This is a genomic window from Cytobacillus oceanisediminis, assembly GCF_022811925.1.
Classification (GTDB): domain Bacteria; phylum Bacillota; class Bacilli; order Bacillales; family Cytobacillaceae; genus Cytobacillus; species Cytobacillus oceanisediminis_D.
This window is the reverse complement of record NZ_CP065511.1, coordinates 1,652,890-1,667,847: the sequence shown is the minus strand read 5'-3', so window position 1 is coordinate 1,667,847 and position 14,958 is coordinate 1,652,890. Positions and strand designations below refer to the sequence as shown.

The window sequence follows — 14,958 nt, the reverse complement described above, 5'->3', positions numbered from 1 at the left end:
CCCGAAAAATATTTTTTGACAAAGCCTTATTTATATAAGTGACAAGCGACTCTATGCCCAGGCTTCACCTCCTTTAAGTGCGGTTTTACACTCTGGCACTCCGGCATTGCATGTGCGCAGCGCGGATGGAATGTACATCCTTTTGGAGGATCAATCGGGCTTGGCACATCGCCCTCTAAAATGATTCTTTCTTTTTTCTTCCGCGGATCCGGTTCTGGGATTGCAGATATTAGAGCTTGAGTATAAGGATGCAAAGGCTCTGCATAGAGGCTGTCCTTTTCAGCGACTTCTACAAGGCCTCCCAGATACATAACCCCTATCCGGTCACTCATATGTTTAACTACACTCAAATCGTGGGCAATAAATAAGAAAGTAAGATCAAATTCATCCTGAAGCTCTTTCAGCAGGTTCAATACCTGAGATTGGACTGATACATCCAGGGCGGAAACAGGCTCATCCGCAATAATGAGCTTTGGTCTTAAAGCCAGTGCCCTTGCAATCCCGATACGCTGTCTTTGCCCGCCCGAAAACTCATGCGGGTATTTATAGTAAGCGTCTTCAGGTAGCCCAACTTTCGCAAGAAGATCCATTACTTCCGGCTTCAGTTCCTTTTCGGATTTACTGTTATAGTTCCTGATTGGCTCTGACACAAGGTGCCCAACCATCATCGTGGGATTTAATGATGCATAAGGATCCTGGAAAACCATCTGGAAATCCTGGCGGATTTTCCTCAGACTGGTCCCTCTCACATTTGTGATATCCTGTCCGTCAAATATGATTTGTCCGTCTGTAGGTTCTAGAAGTCTGAGGATTGTTCTGCCTGCTGTTGATTTTCCGCAGCCTGATTCTCCAACCAGCCCCAATGTCTCCCCTTTCCTAATTTCAAAGGAAACATCATCAACAGCCTTAACGACCGCTACCGTCTTTCTAAGGATTCCGCCTTTTATTGGATAGTACGTTTTTAGGTTCTTAACCTCTAAAAGTACATCATTACTGCTTTTATCCTTTTTTATAACAGCTGTATTATTATGCTCTGTACTCATTATGCGTTCACCTCTTGTTTCGGCTGGCTTGTCTCGTAAAGCAGACAGGCTACCTCATGTCCTTCTTCATTTTCTGCCAATCGAGGTGTAACTGTCATGCATTCTGGCATTGCCTTAGGGCAGCGCGCCGCAAATTTGCACCCTGTTTTAGGCATATTTTTTAATGAAGGCACAATTCCTTTTATTGTGCTTAGCTTTTCCACTTCTTCATCCATTTTTGGAATGGCTCCCATCAGGAGCTGAGTATAAGGATGTTTTGGATTGTGAAATAAGGAATCTACATCTGTCCGCTCTGCTATCTTCCCTGCATACATAACAATTACCTCATCACACATCTCAGCCACAACACCCAGATCATGAGTAATCAGAATGACGGACATATCATTGACTTCCTGGATTTCTTTTAGAAGCTCCAGAATTTGGGCTTGTACAGTTACATCCAGGGCAGTTGTCGGCTCATCGGCGATCAGCAGCTTCGGCTGGCAGGCAATGGCGATGGCGATCATGACCCTTTGCCTCATGCCTCCTGAAAGCTGATGCGGATATTCATCTACAATTTTTTCAGGTCTTGAAATTCCCACACTTTTTAGAAGTGCGATACTTTTAAGCCGCGCTTCTCTTTTGGAGATTTTCATATGATTGAATAATACTTCCTGCAGCTGGAACCCGATAGAGAAAACAGGATTTAAAGAAGTCATAGGTTCCTGGAATATCATTGCGATATCTTTTCCCCTGATTTTATTAATCTCTGAATCTGTCATCTTCTCCAAATGAATACCGTCAAAGATGATTTCTCCGTTTCGGATTTGGCCAATTCCTTTAGGCAGGAGCTTCATGACAGAGAGGCTCATTACAGATTTCCCGCAGCCCGACTCTCCTACTATTCCAACTATTTGTCTAGGTTTAACTCTAAAAGAAACATTATCAACTGCGTTATAGTATGTACCATCTATGGAAAAAGCCGTTTCTAAATTCTTCACCTCTAGTAATGGTGCGTCTTTATGTTGACGGGGATTTGCGCTCATAGGACACCTCTTACCTTTTCGAATTATTCTGTTAATTCATTCTATTTGTCTAAAATATTATTACAAAGTTATTACAATTGCAAGATTTTTTTAAAATTTGTTAAGATTCATTTTTCTATACTAAAAAAAAAGCCCACATTTTAGGGCTTTAAAGCGATTACGACTTCAGTTTATATAAAGTTTGGTCCACAAAATATTCGGATGGCGCACTAAAAGATAGTTTTGTAGAAAAACTTTTTTTCTCTCTAAATCCCCTTACAATTTCGTAGCCAGCAGCATAACCAAGTAATGGAGGGTAAGGTCTTTCACCATACAGTATCTTCTGATGAAGCCTCTCATCCTTTTTTAATTTCAAATGAGCTTTAATCAATTTATCCCAGAAATTCCTGATCTCTTCCTTTGAATATCTGCTGCACCAGGATCCTCTGAATTTCTTACCACAGTGTATTTCTACCGCATGTTCGGCAAGCCCCTCCAATATGATGGAATCAAGCAGCGTAAATTCTTCAAGGCTTTTTTTCTGTGAGTTAATTCTGCAAGAATGGTGATATTCATGTACAAATAAAGCCTCTACTTCGTCTTCTTCTATATCAGAAGGAAGAAACAGAAAGAGCATATTTGCGAATGAAACTCCAGATTTTCCAGAATGCCGCGAAAAAAGACCTCCTCCTGCCGCCGGGAAGATATAAACATCAATATTAGGACCGCCCCATTTCTTCCTATATTTTAAGTATATTTTTTCTGCTAGATCCCATGTTTCTTTTTCTTTTAATTCCTTGAAATCATTCCTGCTGAACCGGTCAGGTTTATACATGCCGAAATCCATTAAGTATTCGTATATTTTTCGGGGATTATGATCATTGAAGGGTCCTGTAAGTTTTTCACATATTTTAAGCGGATCATTAAAACTTTCTTCGAGCCATAAATCTGTTTTGACTATCCCATTTCCCCACCTCCATATACTCGATATTTAATAAATTTTATGTAAGTAGCAGCATTTTGTTCTTCAAAATAAAAAGCCGATTCAAAGGAGGTTCATCTTCCATTGAATCGGCTTTGGTTTATTTTTTATTCATATCTTTTAAAAACAATGGTTGCATTGTGGCCGCCAAAGCCTAGTGAATTGCTCATTGCGGCTTTTATTTCTTTTTCCCTTGCCTTATTTGGAACATAATCCAGATCACATTCAGGATCCGGGTTTTCGAGATTAATGGTCGGCGGCAGGATCCCTTCCTTCATTGCCAGAACTGTGAAAATGGCTTCAATTCCGCCTGCAGCTCCCAGAAGATGTCCCGTCATTGATTTAGTCGAGCTTACTGCCAATTTATAGGCATGCTCTCCGAACACCTCTTTGATAGCCAATGTTTCAAATTTATCATTATAATCAGTACTTGTACCGTGGGCATTAATATAATCGATATCTTCCGGCTTTAAGCCGCCGTCTTCAATCGCCATTTTCATGGCTCTTGCTCCGCCTTCTCCACCTGGAGCAGGTGCAGTGATATGATAAGCATCCCCGGTAGCGCCATATCCGACGATTTCAGCATAAATTTTTGCACCGCGTGCAAGTGCATGCTCCAATTCTTCAAGTACTACAATTCCCGCACCTTCTCCAATAACAAACCCGTCACGATTCTGATCAAATGGACGGCTGGCTGTTTTTGGATCTGGATTGGTTGAAAGTGCGGTGTTGGCACAAAATCCAGCTACAGACATTTTTGTTATTGGCGCTTCTGCTCCCCCTGAGATCATCGCATCGGCATCGCCGCGCTGAATAACCTTAAAGGCATCGCCGATTGAGTTTGTACCAGTGGCACATGCAGTTACTGTACAGGAGTTAAACCCTTTTGCACCTAAATAAATCGAGACTTGACCCGTTGCCATGTCCGGAATCATCATTGGCACGAAGAATGGGCTCACCCTTCTGTACCCGCGTTTCATAAATGTTTCATATTGATTTTCAAAAGTTTCCATACCACCAATGCCTGAACCAATCCAAACACCGATGCGATGAGCATTTTCATCTGTAATCTGAAGGTTTGCATCCTTTACGGCCATAAAGGATGATGCAACAGCATAGTGTGTGAAGCGGTCCATTTTTCTGGCATCTTTTTTGTCAATATATTCTTCAGGATTGAAATCCTTTACCTCAGCAGCAACCTTAGCGGGATATTCATCTGCATTTAATCTAGTCAGAGGGCCAACACCTGAAACCCCTGATTTAATATTATTCCATGTCGTCTCTGTATTATTTCCAAGCGGTGTTACAGCTCCGATGCCTGTAACTACAACTCTTCTTTTATTCATTTTGATGCAGCTCCTTTTAAATTATCATCATATTTAAAATGAGGTATCTTATCTTCCCCATCTCATCGCAATGGCTCCCCAAGTCAACCCTCCGCCAAAGCCGACCATCACGAGCAAATCATCATCTTTAATTTTACCCGCTTCCAGTTCTTCCACCAATGCAATTGGAATAGATGCAGCAGAAGTATTTCCGTATTTATCCACTGTTTTCGACATCTTCTCAACCGGAAGTTCCAGTCTTTGACGGGAAGCTTCCATAATGCGTATATTCGCCTGATGAGGTATTAGGAAATCTACATCCTCTTTGGATAGTCCAGCTTTATCAAGTACGTTGATGCAGCTTTCACCCATTTGGCGAACCGCAAATTTGAACACTTCGCGTCCATTCATAATGATATATTCATCCTGATATAGATGTTTTGCGCCTGTGCCATCTGCACCTAATTCAAATGATAATATTCCCCGGCCATCTGAGACTGGCCCGATTACAGCTGCACCTGCTCCGTCTCCAAATAAAACAGCAGTATTACGGTCATTCCAGTCTGTAATTTTGGAAAGCTTTTCAACACCTACTACCAATACATGTTTATATGTCCCTGTTTCAATAAACTGTTTTCCCGTTATGATACCATACATGAAACCTGCACATGCAGCGCTAATATCCATTGCCGCCGCCTTTTTTGCATTTAATCGCTCCTGAAGCATGCAGGCAACAGATGGAAACGGGTGATCCGGTGTAACCGTTGCAACTAAAATAAGATCTAAATCCTCTGCTTCAATGCCTGCATTTTCCAATGCTTTAAGTGCTGACTCATACGCCATATCAGATGTGTCTATGCTGTCATCCGCAATTCTTCTTTCCTCAATTCCAGTCCTGGTCCGAATCCATTCATCAGAAGTATCAACTATTTTCTCCAAATCTGCATTTGTTACCACTTTTTCAGGAAGATATCTTCCGATTCCTATAATTCCAGCATTCATGGAGTCCCACTCCCTTTCATATTTACAAACCCATAAGCATTCTCTATTTAAATTGTTATCAATTATTATGACTTGGTACTAATTTTATCAAAAGTATATATAATAACGCAACACTTTTTACCTTCCCTTACTTATTACTGCACAAATGTCTATACCCAGTTAACTTTTCTTCATATGCTGTTATATAGGGATCTGAAAGGAGGAAAATAGCTTATGCTTGATAAAGATGATAAAGTCAAAGAAAATACAGAAGACCCTTTAACCCATTTTCTGTTTGGTGAAAGAGTAAGAAGACATGAGCCAGCTGAAGGTGAAACTGAATCGGATAGAAGAGCTGAAGAAGCTCAAGGGATAGATGACTGGCTTTTCGGGGGCAGGAGCAGAAATGCACATGAAGCTGACGAATGGCTTCTTGGCGGAAGAAGCAGAGAAACTAATGAAAGAGACAATCCTCCTAACGAAAATGGAAACAATATCCTGAACAATATCAACTTGGAGGAACTAATGGGCAACATTGACACTCTTATGACTTCAGCTCATCAGTTAAAACCATTGCTGAAAAATGCAGGGCCTTTGCTGGAGATGTTTTTGAAGAAGTAGGGGCTGGGGCTACTCTGCATCATTTTCTGTATAAACCCTGGATTTAGTGACACCTTTATTTTTAAGCTTCATTGAAGATAGTAATTTATAGGTCATGTGCCTGGAATTAATATTAAGGAACTCGCGGCAACCCGTATTCGATATTTGATCGTTAATAAGAAGGAAATAGTCATAGATGGCTTGTCGATGAGCAGTGTTGGAAATGTTTTGACATATAGAGCATGCCACTTCCGATTTTTTCTTTTAATGTTAAAAGAGTTGCAAGAGTTACATTGAACACCTCGTATTAGTTCTTTCTCCGCTATTCCATATATTTCGAGAATTTTCTTGTTGGATGGGGTATGTTTTACAAGAAGTCTTTTATTAATTTCTTTTATCTGATGGGGATAAAGTAATTGTTTTTGATATTGATTTTTGGCTTCCAGCAGCCTGTCTATTATTTTCTCAGCATGGATCACTGTCTTTAAAATATCTCTATTTTCCTTCTCGGTTTTTATATAGGTTAATTGATTAGCCATTACTACAAAATGTTCAATAGGTACGGCTGGCAGTTTTTCGTTATGCATCCATTCTATGAACTGTGCTGCTTGCCGTTTTACCTGTGAAATAGGATTAGGAATAATGTATTTGAATCACTTGATCAGAAAGAGGTTCAAAGTATAAAGTACCGGTATAATTCTTCACTTCAATAATAGCTGTGAAAAAAGGAGTTATTAGAAGGGTATCGATTTGAAAGGCAGTGTGGTTTTTAAAACGGAGATCATTATATACTTTAAATTCATTTGGAAGGAAACCTAAAAAGTAATCAAGCTGCCTTTCTCCTTTATATCCACTAATTCGGTTTCGGTTATCTCTTTCAATTTCATGCCTCTTTCGATGAAATTCGGGCAATCTTCGCAATAATGCTTCATTTTGCAGAATTCTTCTTGGAATAGTTCTTGGCTTCATTATCATTACATTACCTCCTTTAGTTTACGTATTTAAAATTCGCAATCGATCAGTAAATTCCCTTTTGGATTTTTGTATGTTATGTATATTTTTGTCTCTCGAAATCTGATTGCTTCGTTATTTTCTTGATTAGCACAAGTTCTTTTTTTCTGCGCCATTATCTAGGTTATTTGCGTTTTCCTCTGGTTTTTACGCTCTCGAGACCTGATTGCGTCGTGAATTACTTTAATTGCGCTGTTCTTTTTCTCCTTTGCGCCATCATCTAAGTTATTTGCGTCTTCCACTTGCTTATTTGCGCCCTCGGGACCTGATTGCGTCCTGATTTACTTTAATTGCGCTGTTCCTTTTCTTTATTGCGCCGATATATAAGTCATTTGCGTCTTCCTCTTGCTTTTTTGCGCTCTCGGGACCTAAATTGCGTCGTGATTTATTTTAATTGCGTTGTTCATTTTCTCCATTGCGCCATCATATATTTTATATGCGTTTTCCTCTGGCTTAATTGCGCTCTCAAGACCTGATTGCGTCTTGATTACTTTACTTGCGCTGTTCTTCTTCTTTATTGCGCCGTTATATAAGTCATTTGCGCTTTCAGCTAACTTTTTGCGCCATTTTTATAATCATTCAAATCCCGCAGAGGTAATACCCCAAACAAAAAACCAGCCCAAAGGCTGGTTCCCCATTACTCACTCTCATTCAAAGCATCCGCTTTGCCCATTTCGTAGGCTTCGTTCATGACTTTGGTGAATAGGTTCATGAATGGCTGGATCATTTCCATGGATAGTTCAATGCCTGCTTCGTCGAGCTGCTGTTTGGCTTCTGGCAGATATTTCATGGCGATTTGCATGAATTCCATGTTTTTTTCGTTTAGCTGCATCTTGTAGTACCTCCTATGTATATCAATTCTTGGTGGGCAGTTTGCCTGTTTTTTTGTAATTCTCAATGGCGGCGTTTAGTTCTTTTTTGAATTCTTCGTCGACGTCAGGGCTGAATTTTCCCAGTGAAATAACTTCATCCTCGAAATCGAAAGTTAAATTTCCTGACTCCAGTTCGCCTTCGTTGAATTTTTCTGCAACTAGTTCATACAAAACATCGACATGCTGAACAGTACTGGTCAGCACAACTGATTCACCCAGATCAGACTGGTCGGAAATATAACCGATGGCGTAGAGCCCTTCTTCTTTTAGTTTCTCGATGACAGGAACATTATACCCATCTCCAGCTGGATAGACAACATCTGTCTTATTGGCAATCATTTTTTCCAAGAGAGCTATGGCTTTATTATCATTGTCCCAGTTGCCGACATATTGAATTTGCACATTTATTCTTTCATCAATTTGGCTTACACCTTGATAAAAACCTTCTACCTCCGGCTGCCATTCAAAAGCTGCGAGTATTCCTATATTATTGGTTTTCGTCATATGACCAGCAACCATGCCGCCAAAGAATCCCATTGCATAGGCTTCAAAATTCAAGCTGGTGGTGTTGTCATTTTGGGCATCGCCATTAAAGCTGACAAAATGAATGTCAGGGTATTTTTTAGAAATGTTATTAAAGTATGCCGCGTATTCATTGCCATGTCCAAAAATCAGGTTTACACCTTTTTGATCTAACTCTTTAACAGCTCTTTCAACAACCATCTCAGAATTCATGCCCTCTTTATAATAAACCTCAACATTATAATGGGATTGAATCTTTAACATGCCTTTATAGCCTTTGGTCCCCCATACCTGATCATTGACGGTATCGGGCACTAATAATCCAGCTTTTTCAAGTTTTCCTGTAGACATCGCTTGTCCGCAGGAGGCCAATAAAAGAAGGCACAAAAGAAGGATCCCGAATTTCACTAATGTCTTATGCATCTCCTTTTTCTCCGCCTCTCTGTCTTTTGCTTCATACTAATGGTATGACCGGTTTATTTTACCAGACTAATTCAATTCTACCTTGTCTATATGTTAATTGAAAAGATTTTTTTCTAATTTACAAACCATCCAGGCTCTCTAAAGAAAGAATATGGCTTCTTTGCTTCTCAAGACCTTCAGAAAATTTCACGGAACACTTAATCGCTTTTTCAATTACTTTTCCTTTTGCCAGATCGGGACTGCGCCAATTTTCATTATAGTCAAGTGAAAGGTATTCTGCGCATTTTTGCCAATGTCCGGTGACGCTGCTCATTAATAGGCAGGAATCGCCTAACTTATCTGCACAATCCGATAAAAAACAGATGAGATCATCAATGAAAATAGCGTCATGTATCCATTCCCTTTCACTTATCATTACTCTTTTTCCATTGGCAAGAGCCTGGTGGAAACTAAATTCCTTTGGCTGCCAGGGACCGTATATGACAGGAAGGTAAAAGGATGAAACTGAAATATTGTTTTCTCTAAGGATTTCAATAGCATCTTCCAAGCGGCTGTGTGTTCTGCTGATGTCTTTAAGCCACTGAATAGGGAGAAGGAATGTAATTTTCACTTGAAGTTCTTTGAATTCAGCCAAGTTTTTTATAAGAAATTCCTCAATAAGCTCCTTCTCCCTTAAAGAGGCGAGCTCATTCTTTATATATAAATCGTATATATCTATAAAGATTACGTCACTTTTTATTATCTCTCTTTTAGATTTAATCCATGATGAATAGTTTTTTTCATAGAAATTGGCATTCCGTCCGATTGCCAGGCGTTTTTCGCTGATTAAAGCATTTTCTTTTTCCTTATTGAAATGAATTCCATCTATCTCACAGCCCTGTTCAAGAAAATGCTTGCACAGGCTGAATCCTATAAATTCAAACGTCCCTATTATTACTGCCCTGTCCATCTTTACTCCTCCTTAGAAGCATATTAATGTATACTATGCTTCAGGGATTGTCTTTATTTCTTTGCGGAATGGCAGCAGATTTTTATAGGACTTTTTCATATTTTCTAAAGAAGTTTGTCATTTGAGAAGACATTCGCTGTTTTTTATCTGGAAGGATATAAAACACAGAGATAGGGCTATTTTCATTTTCCCATTGTATTGATCGTTTCTTTAAATAATCTGATTGCTTGTAAGCTCTTCCGCCCGCCAGTACCTGAATGATTCTGACTGGCACTTTAAGGCCTGTTGTGAGGTTTTTTTCATGCTTGCTGAGCAGATCCGCTATTTTATCCGTTTCTATTTCATATGAAAATGCCAGTTCTTTTAATAGTTTCTTGTAAAAAAACTTATGCTCTTTTTCCTGATCGAGATGGTGCTTTAGTGAAAGAATGGGATTGATTAATACGGCTGAACGGATTAAATCGCTCATTTCATGCAATAATCTAAGGGCTACCAATGCTCCCATGCCCTCAGCAACAATATGGATCTTTTCGTTAATAATTTCCGTTCGCAGAATATGTTCATACAAGTATTTTGCCTTATCGACAGCCCGATCGCTCCCCCAGTGCCTCCCGTAAAGATTTGAATAAAAAATTGTATAGCCATTTTCCCTGAGCTTCTTTATTAGTGAATGTTTCCCTTCATTTTGAGTCCAAAAACTGCAGTTTCTGTCAACAAAGTGCCGATCATCCCCAATAATCAGGATACCGAAACCACTAGGTTTATCTGGGTAATGAATCATGCACCATTCTGTATCCAGCTGGAAGTTCCGGCTTTCCATAGTAAAACTCCTTTGCAAGTTTGTTCATAATAATGTATGTGAGTAAAATTAAAATGAATGGGGGATTTGCCTAGTTTTAGACAAGTTCATTATGAAGCAGGCTGTATACAATCAGAGAGCTGAAAAGTACATGTATAGGATGTAAAAATAAATTTATTTCTTTAATAGCTTATGCTAATATGAAAAGGGATTAATTATGTTAGAGGTGAAATAGATGAGATACTTTTGGACATTTTTCTGGACTTTCCTTCTTGTTCAAATGTTAACGTACGTAGTTTCTTCAATGCTTGGAGCGCCTTATGATTTTGTAACCGGCACCATTCTGGCGGTTGGGACAACTGTTTTAATTTTTGTTGTCGCTTCCATCATTCCTGAAGGTCCTGTTGAGAAAGAAGGACTTCATTAATCTGCAGCTTATGCAGGAAATGAAAAGAGTCATCCTGATTGATTCAGGATGATTCTTTTCATTTGTGGCCTTATTTTACCAGCAATTCAATTTTGCCATTATCTGCGGATATGACAACTTCACTGTAATCTTTAATTTCACCTGCTATTATTTTGCGGGCGAGTGCTGTTTCAACGTTCCTTTGAATAAAACGTTTGAGCGGCCTGGCTCCATAGACGGGATCAAATCCGTTTTCTGCAATATATTCTTTGGCATTATCATTTATACTCAACTTAATATGCTGATCAGATAATCTTGCTTGAAGGTGAGTAATTAATTTTAAAACAATACTCTTTATTTCATTAAGAGCTAGAGGCTTAAACAGAATAATTTCGTCCACTCTGTTTAGAAACTCTGGACGGAAATGGCTCCGCAGCTGTCCCAGTACATTGTTTCTGGTTTCTTCAGATATATCTACCTCACCAGCAGAACGTTCCAGAAGAAAATGGGAGCCAATATTGGAAGTCATAATAATAACGGTATTTTTAAAATCAACCGTGCGGCCCTGTGAGTCAGTGATTCTTCCATCATCAAGCATCTGCAGGAGGATATTGAATACTTCAGGATGTGCCTTTTCAATTTCATCAAGCAGGATTACTGAGTATGGTTTCCTTCTGACAGCTTCTGTCAGCTGACCGCCTTCCTCATATCCTACATACCCCGGAGGAGCACCAATCAATCTTGACACAGCATGTTTTTCCATATATTCGGACATATCAACTCTGATTATTTGTTCTTCACTATCGAATAGTGACTGTGCAAGTGCCTTAGCCAATTCTGTTTTTCCCACTCCAGTTGGGCCCAGGAAAATGAAGGAGCCAATGGGGCGATTCGGATCTTTAATTCCTGCCCTTGCCCTAAGGACAGCATCTGACACAAGCTCTACAGCTTCATCCTGGCCAATCACTCTTTCATGAAGAATGCTTTCAAGACGAAGCAGCTTTTCACGTTCTCCTTCAACAAGTTTAACCACTGGAATACCTGTCCACCTTGCCACAATGCCGGCAATTTCTTCTTCTGTGACTTCCTCTCTCAGCAGCCGGTCCCCTTGATTCTCGTTAACTGCACTTTCAAGCTCTTTCAATTCCTTTTCCAAAGAAGGGATTCTTCCATGGCGCAGTTCTGCAGCTTTATTCAAGTCATAATTATTTTCTGCTTCTTCCAGTTCACGGCGCATTTTCTCAAGCTGCTCCCGTTTTTCCTGGACTTTCTGGATTCCTTCCTTTTCAAGCTGCCATTTTGCTTTCATGCTGTTAGCCTGGTCTTTTAATTCAGCCAGTTCTTTTTGCAGGCCTGCAAGTCTCTGCTTGCTCCCTTCATCACTCTCTTTTCGTAAAGCTGCTTCTTCTATCTCAAGCTGCATGACTCTTCTTGTAACTTCATCCAACTCTGATGGCATTGAATCGATTTCCGTCCTGATCATGGCACAAGCTTCGTCAACCAAGTCAATCGCTTTATCTGGAAGGAACCGGTCTGTAATATACCTGTCTGACAAGGTTGCGGCAGCCACTATAGCGCGATCGTGGATATTGACTCCATGATGGATTTCAAAGCGCTCCTTCAGACCTCTGAGAATTGAGATTGTATCCTCTACATCCGGCTCCTGCACCAATACCTGCTGAAAACGCCGTTCCAGGGCAGGGTCTTTCTCGATATATTTGCGGTGCTCCTCAAGTGTGGTAGCTCCTATGCAGTGCAATTCTCCCCTTGCAAGCATAGGCTTCAGCATATTCCCTGCATCCATTGCTCCTTCTGTCTTGCCCGCTCCAACAATGGTATGAAGTTCGTCAATAAAAAGAAGAATTCTGCCTTCGCTTTTCTTAACCTCATTTAATACAGCTTTCAGTCTTTCTTCGAATTCACCCCGGAATTTGGCCCCGGCAATTAAAGAGCTCATATCCAGAGCAAAAATGGTTTTATCCTTGAGGCCCTCAGGCACGTCTTTACGTACAATTCTTTGTGCCAAACCTTCGACAATAGCTGTCTTTCCTACCCCAGGTTCGCCTATTAAAACTGGATTATTCTTGGTTTTCCTTGAAAGGATGCGAATGACATGCCTGATTTCACTATCCCGGCCAATTACAGGATCAACTTTCCCCTGTTTCACCTCTGCAACAAGATCTCTTCCATATTTTTTTAGTGCCTCATATGTTGATTCCGGATTTTGCGATGTCACCCTCTGATTCCCCCTAATCTCCTTAATCGCCTGCTCCACTAGTTCTTTATTGATTCCGTATGACTTTAAAACTGCTGCCGTTTCGGTTTCCTCTGCTGCAGCAGCCATGAAAACATGCTCAACTGACATGAAATCATCCTGATAAATCTTCATATAATTTTCTGCTTCCGCCAGGAGCCGCTGCAGTTTACTGGTTATATACAATTTTCCTTGTTCTGTACCTGAACCGGACACTTGTGGTTTTTTCCTCAGTGCTTCCTGCATTTTATTATTAAAAGAATCAGCCGGAATCTGCATTTTTGACAATATTAATGAAATCAGGCTGTTTTCCTGCCCCATTAAAGCCAGGAATAAATGGGCTTCATCCACCTCCTGATGCTGCTCGCGCAACGCTATGGACTGTGCATTTAATAACCCTTCCTGAAGCCGCTCTGTCATCCGATTTAGATCCATTATGCAACCTCCTTTTTGACCTTTTTTGACCTTTTAGTTTTATTATAATCCAATCTTTTCATATGTAAAGTTTCCAGCAGTTTATTCTCAGTCGAAAAAGCCATCCGCAATTGGGATGGCTCTATTTTTTATACTATTTCCCCATCTTCTTGGTAAATAATCAAAATCAAGGCTTTCTTTTATACGTCCAAATCCGGTTATGATTGGATGTTTCCGGAAATTGGTCTCCAGCTCTCATTTTAAGCATTTGAGGATTATTCACGTTACTACCCGTTTCGCCAATTTCTATATAAATTCCATTATTAGGTGCTTTCTGGCCAGGCTTAAATTGTCTGTTTTGCCCCATGCTGAATACCTCCTTTAATCGTAAATCACTTATTATTATTTCCACTCTTGCATCTCTCATGAGGGAAACTATTGGCATCGCGTAGAAGCAATGAAAAGGATATCACTTTACTCTGCCGTCCTTTTTATAGTTAAATGGGGAGGTATGAGATTTCATTATGGGGGATTTACTTGTGACTGATTTTCTGACATTGCTTAAATACTTGTTTTTGGGATTGTTTCAGGGATTTACAGAGCCTATTCCCATTTCATCGAGCGGGCACCTGGAGATTGCCCAGCATTTTTTCGGCCTTGACATCAAAGGGCTTAGCTTTGCCCTCCTGGTAAATACAGCCTCATTATTGGCTGTACTGCTTATATACAGGGAAGATATTATGAGACTGATCCGAAATGGCCTTGCATATATTACCACCAAAGATAAACAGGCGGAATCAGACTTTCGGTTTATCATTTACTTGATAATTGGAACCATTCCTGCAGGAGTCATCGGAATTTTGTTCGAGGATTTTATCGATACCCACCTTGCAAATATAAGAACTGTTGGGATTACTCTTATCGTGACTGGACTTGCGCTGTGGCTGATCCGTAATTTACGCGGACGGAAAAATGATGCTGAATTATCTTATAAGGATGCAATCATTGTAGGACTTGCACAGGCAGTTGCCCTGATACCGGGAATCAGCCGTTCCGGTGCTACCATTGTAGCCGCAATGGGGCTTGGGATGAAACAGGAAACAGCTTTAAGGTTTTCTTTCCTTTTATATATCCCGGTAAGTGCCGGCGGAATGATACTAGGTTTTAACGACATAATAACGGATCCCAATTTATCTAAATATGCTTTGCCCTATACAATTGCCTTTATTGCCTCACTGGCTGCATCTTACTTTTCGCTGAAATGGTTTATGAATATTATGGCTAAAGGGAACCTGAAGTATTTTGCGATTTATTGTTTTATTGTTGGGCCGCTTGTTTATTTCCTATCTTAATGAAAAAGCCTTCTCAGCGCT

The 14,958-nt window shown here is 40.1% G+C and carries 15 protein-coding genes; 3 read left to right on the top strand and 12 right to left on the bottom strand.

Annotated features, from left to right (window positions below; translation table 11 throughout):
• Positions 1–26: 26 nt before the first annotated feature.
• The 5 genes from IRB79_RS08620 to IRB79_RS08600 form a co-directional block, all read right to left on the bottom strand.
• Positions 27–1,043, bottom strand: coding sequence for an ABC transporter ATP-binding protein (locus IRB79_RS08620; protein ID WP_243508093.1), 1,017 nt, complete (start codon positions 1,041–1,043; stop codon positions 27–29).
• A complete protein-coding gene (locus IRB79_RS08615; RefSeq protein WP_243508092.1) occupies positions 1,043–2,068 on the bottom strand; it encodes an ABC transporter ATP-binding protein in 1,026 nt (341 codons plus the stop codon). Before IRB79_RS08615 ends, IRB79_RS08620 begins: the two co-directional genes overlap by 1 nt.
• Before the next feature lie 157 nt (positions 2,069–2,225).
• Positions 2,226–2,882: a DUF2268 domain-containing putative Zn-dependent protease gene (locus tag IRB79_RS08610; RefSeq protein ID WP_243508091.1), complete on the bottom strand. Its 657-nt coding sequence runs from the start codon at positions 2,880–2,882 to the stop codon at positions 2,226–2,228.
• Positions 2,883–3,136: 254 nt separating this feature from the next.
• Positions 3,137–4,375, bottom strand: a complete 1,239-nt coding sequence (gene fabF / locus IRB79_RS08605; protein WP_243508090.1) for a beta-ketoacyl-ACP synthase II — start codon at positions 4,373–4,375, stop codon at positions 3,137–3,139.
• A gap of 48 nt (positions 4,376–4,423) precedes the next feature.
• The gene (locus tag IRB79_RS08600; protein ID WP_243508089.1) at positions 4,424–5,356 is read right to left on the bottom strand and encodes a beta-ketoacyl-ACP synthase III; all 933 of its coding nucleotides are present in this window, start codon (positions 5,354–5,356) and stop codon (positions 4,424–4,426) included.
• A gap of 213 nt (positions 5,357–5,569) precedes the next feature.
• Between IRB79_RS08600 and IRB79_RS08595 the strand changes: the two genes are divergently transcribed.
• On the top strand, positions 5,570–5,956 hold the full coding sequence (locus IRB79_RS08595; RefSeq protein ID WP_243508088.1) for a hypothetical protein: 387 nt from the start codon (positions 5,570–5,572) through the stop codon (positions 5,954–5,956).
• A gap of 612 nt (positions 5,957–6,568) precedes the next feature.
• Here the strand turns inward: IRB79_RS08595 and IRB79_RS08590 are convergent.
• From IRB79_RS08590 to IRB79_RS08570, 5 genes are all read right to left on the bottom strand, one after another.
• On the bottom strand, positions 6,569–6,910 hold the full coding sequence (locus tag IRB79_RS08590) for a nuclease-related domain-containing protein (protein ID WP_243508087.1): 342 nt from the start codon (positions 6,908–6,910) through the stop codon (positions 6,569–6,571).
• Between the two features lie 673 nt (positions 6,911–7,583).
• Complete coding sequence (locus tag IRB79_RS08585) at positions 7,584–7,778, bottom strand: ComZ family protein (protein ID WP_243508086.1); 195 nt, start codon at positions 7,776–7,778, stop codon at positions 7,584–7,586.
• A 22-nt stretch (positions 7,779–7,800) separates the two neighbouring features.
• On the bottom strand, positions 7,801–8,763 hold the full coding sequence (locus IRB79_RS08580; RefSeq protein ID WP_243508085.1) for a BMP family ABC transporter substrate-binding protein: 963 nt from the start codon (positions 8,761–8,763) through the stop codon (positions 7,801–7,803).
• 118 nt (positions 8,764–8,881) lie between these two features.
• Positions 8,882–9,712 (bottom strand): hypothetical protein, encoded by an 831-nt coding sequence (locus IRB79_RS08575; protein ID WP_243508084.1) that lies wholly within the window; start codon positions 9,710–9,712, stop codon positions 8,882–8,884.
• An 82-nt stretch (positions 9,713–9,794) separates the two neighbouring features.
• Entirely contained in the window at positions 9,795–10,532 is a 738-nt protein-coding gene (locus tag IRB79_RS08570; RefSeq protein ID WP_243508083.1) for an alpha/beta fold hydrolase, read from the bottom strand.
• 214 nt (positions 10,533–10,746) lie between these two features.
• Between IRB79_RS08570 and IRB79_RS08565 the strand changes: the two genes are divergently transcribed.
• The gene (locus IRB79_RS08565) at positions 10,747–10,938 is read left to right on the top strand and encodes a YjzD family protein (RefSeq protein WP_206835273.1); all 192 of its coding nucleotides are present in this window, start codon (positions 10,747–10,749) and stop codon (positions 10,936–10,938) included.
• 70 nt (positions 10,939–11,008) lie between these two features.
• On the opposite strand, the gene clpB is transcribed toward IRB79_RS08565, so the two are convergent.
• Both clpB and IRB79_RS08555 read right to left on the bottom strand, forming a co-directional pair.
• Entirely contained in the window at positions 11,009–13,606 is a 2,598-nt protein-coding gene (gene clpB / locus IRB79_RS08560; protein WP_243508082.1) for an ATP-dependent chaperone ClpB, read from the bottom strand.
• A gap of 166 nt (positions 13,607–13,772) precedes the next feature.
• Positions 13,773–13,952 (bottom strand): YjzC family protein, encoded by a 180-nt coding sequence (locus IRB79_RS08555; protein ID WP_048010977.1) that lies wholly within the window; start codon positions 13,950–13,952, stop codon positions 13,773–13,775.
• 172 nt (positions 13,953–14,124) lie between these two features.
• Here IRB79_RS08555 and IRB79_RS08550 point away from each other — a divergent pair, with 172 nt between their 5' ends.
• On the top strand, positions 14,125–14,937 hold the full coding sequence (locus IRB79_RS08550) for an undecaprenyl-diphosphate phosphatase (protein ID WP_431833414.1): 813 nt from the start codon (positions 14,125–14,127) through the stop codon (positions 14,935–14,937).
• Positions 14,938–14,958: the final 21 nt, after the last annotated feature.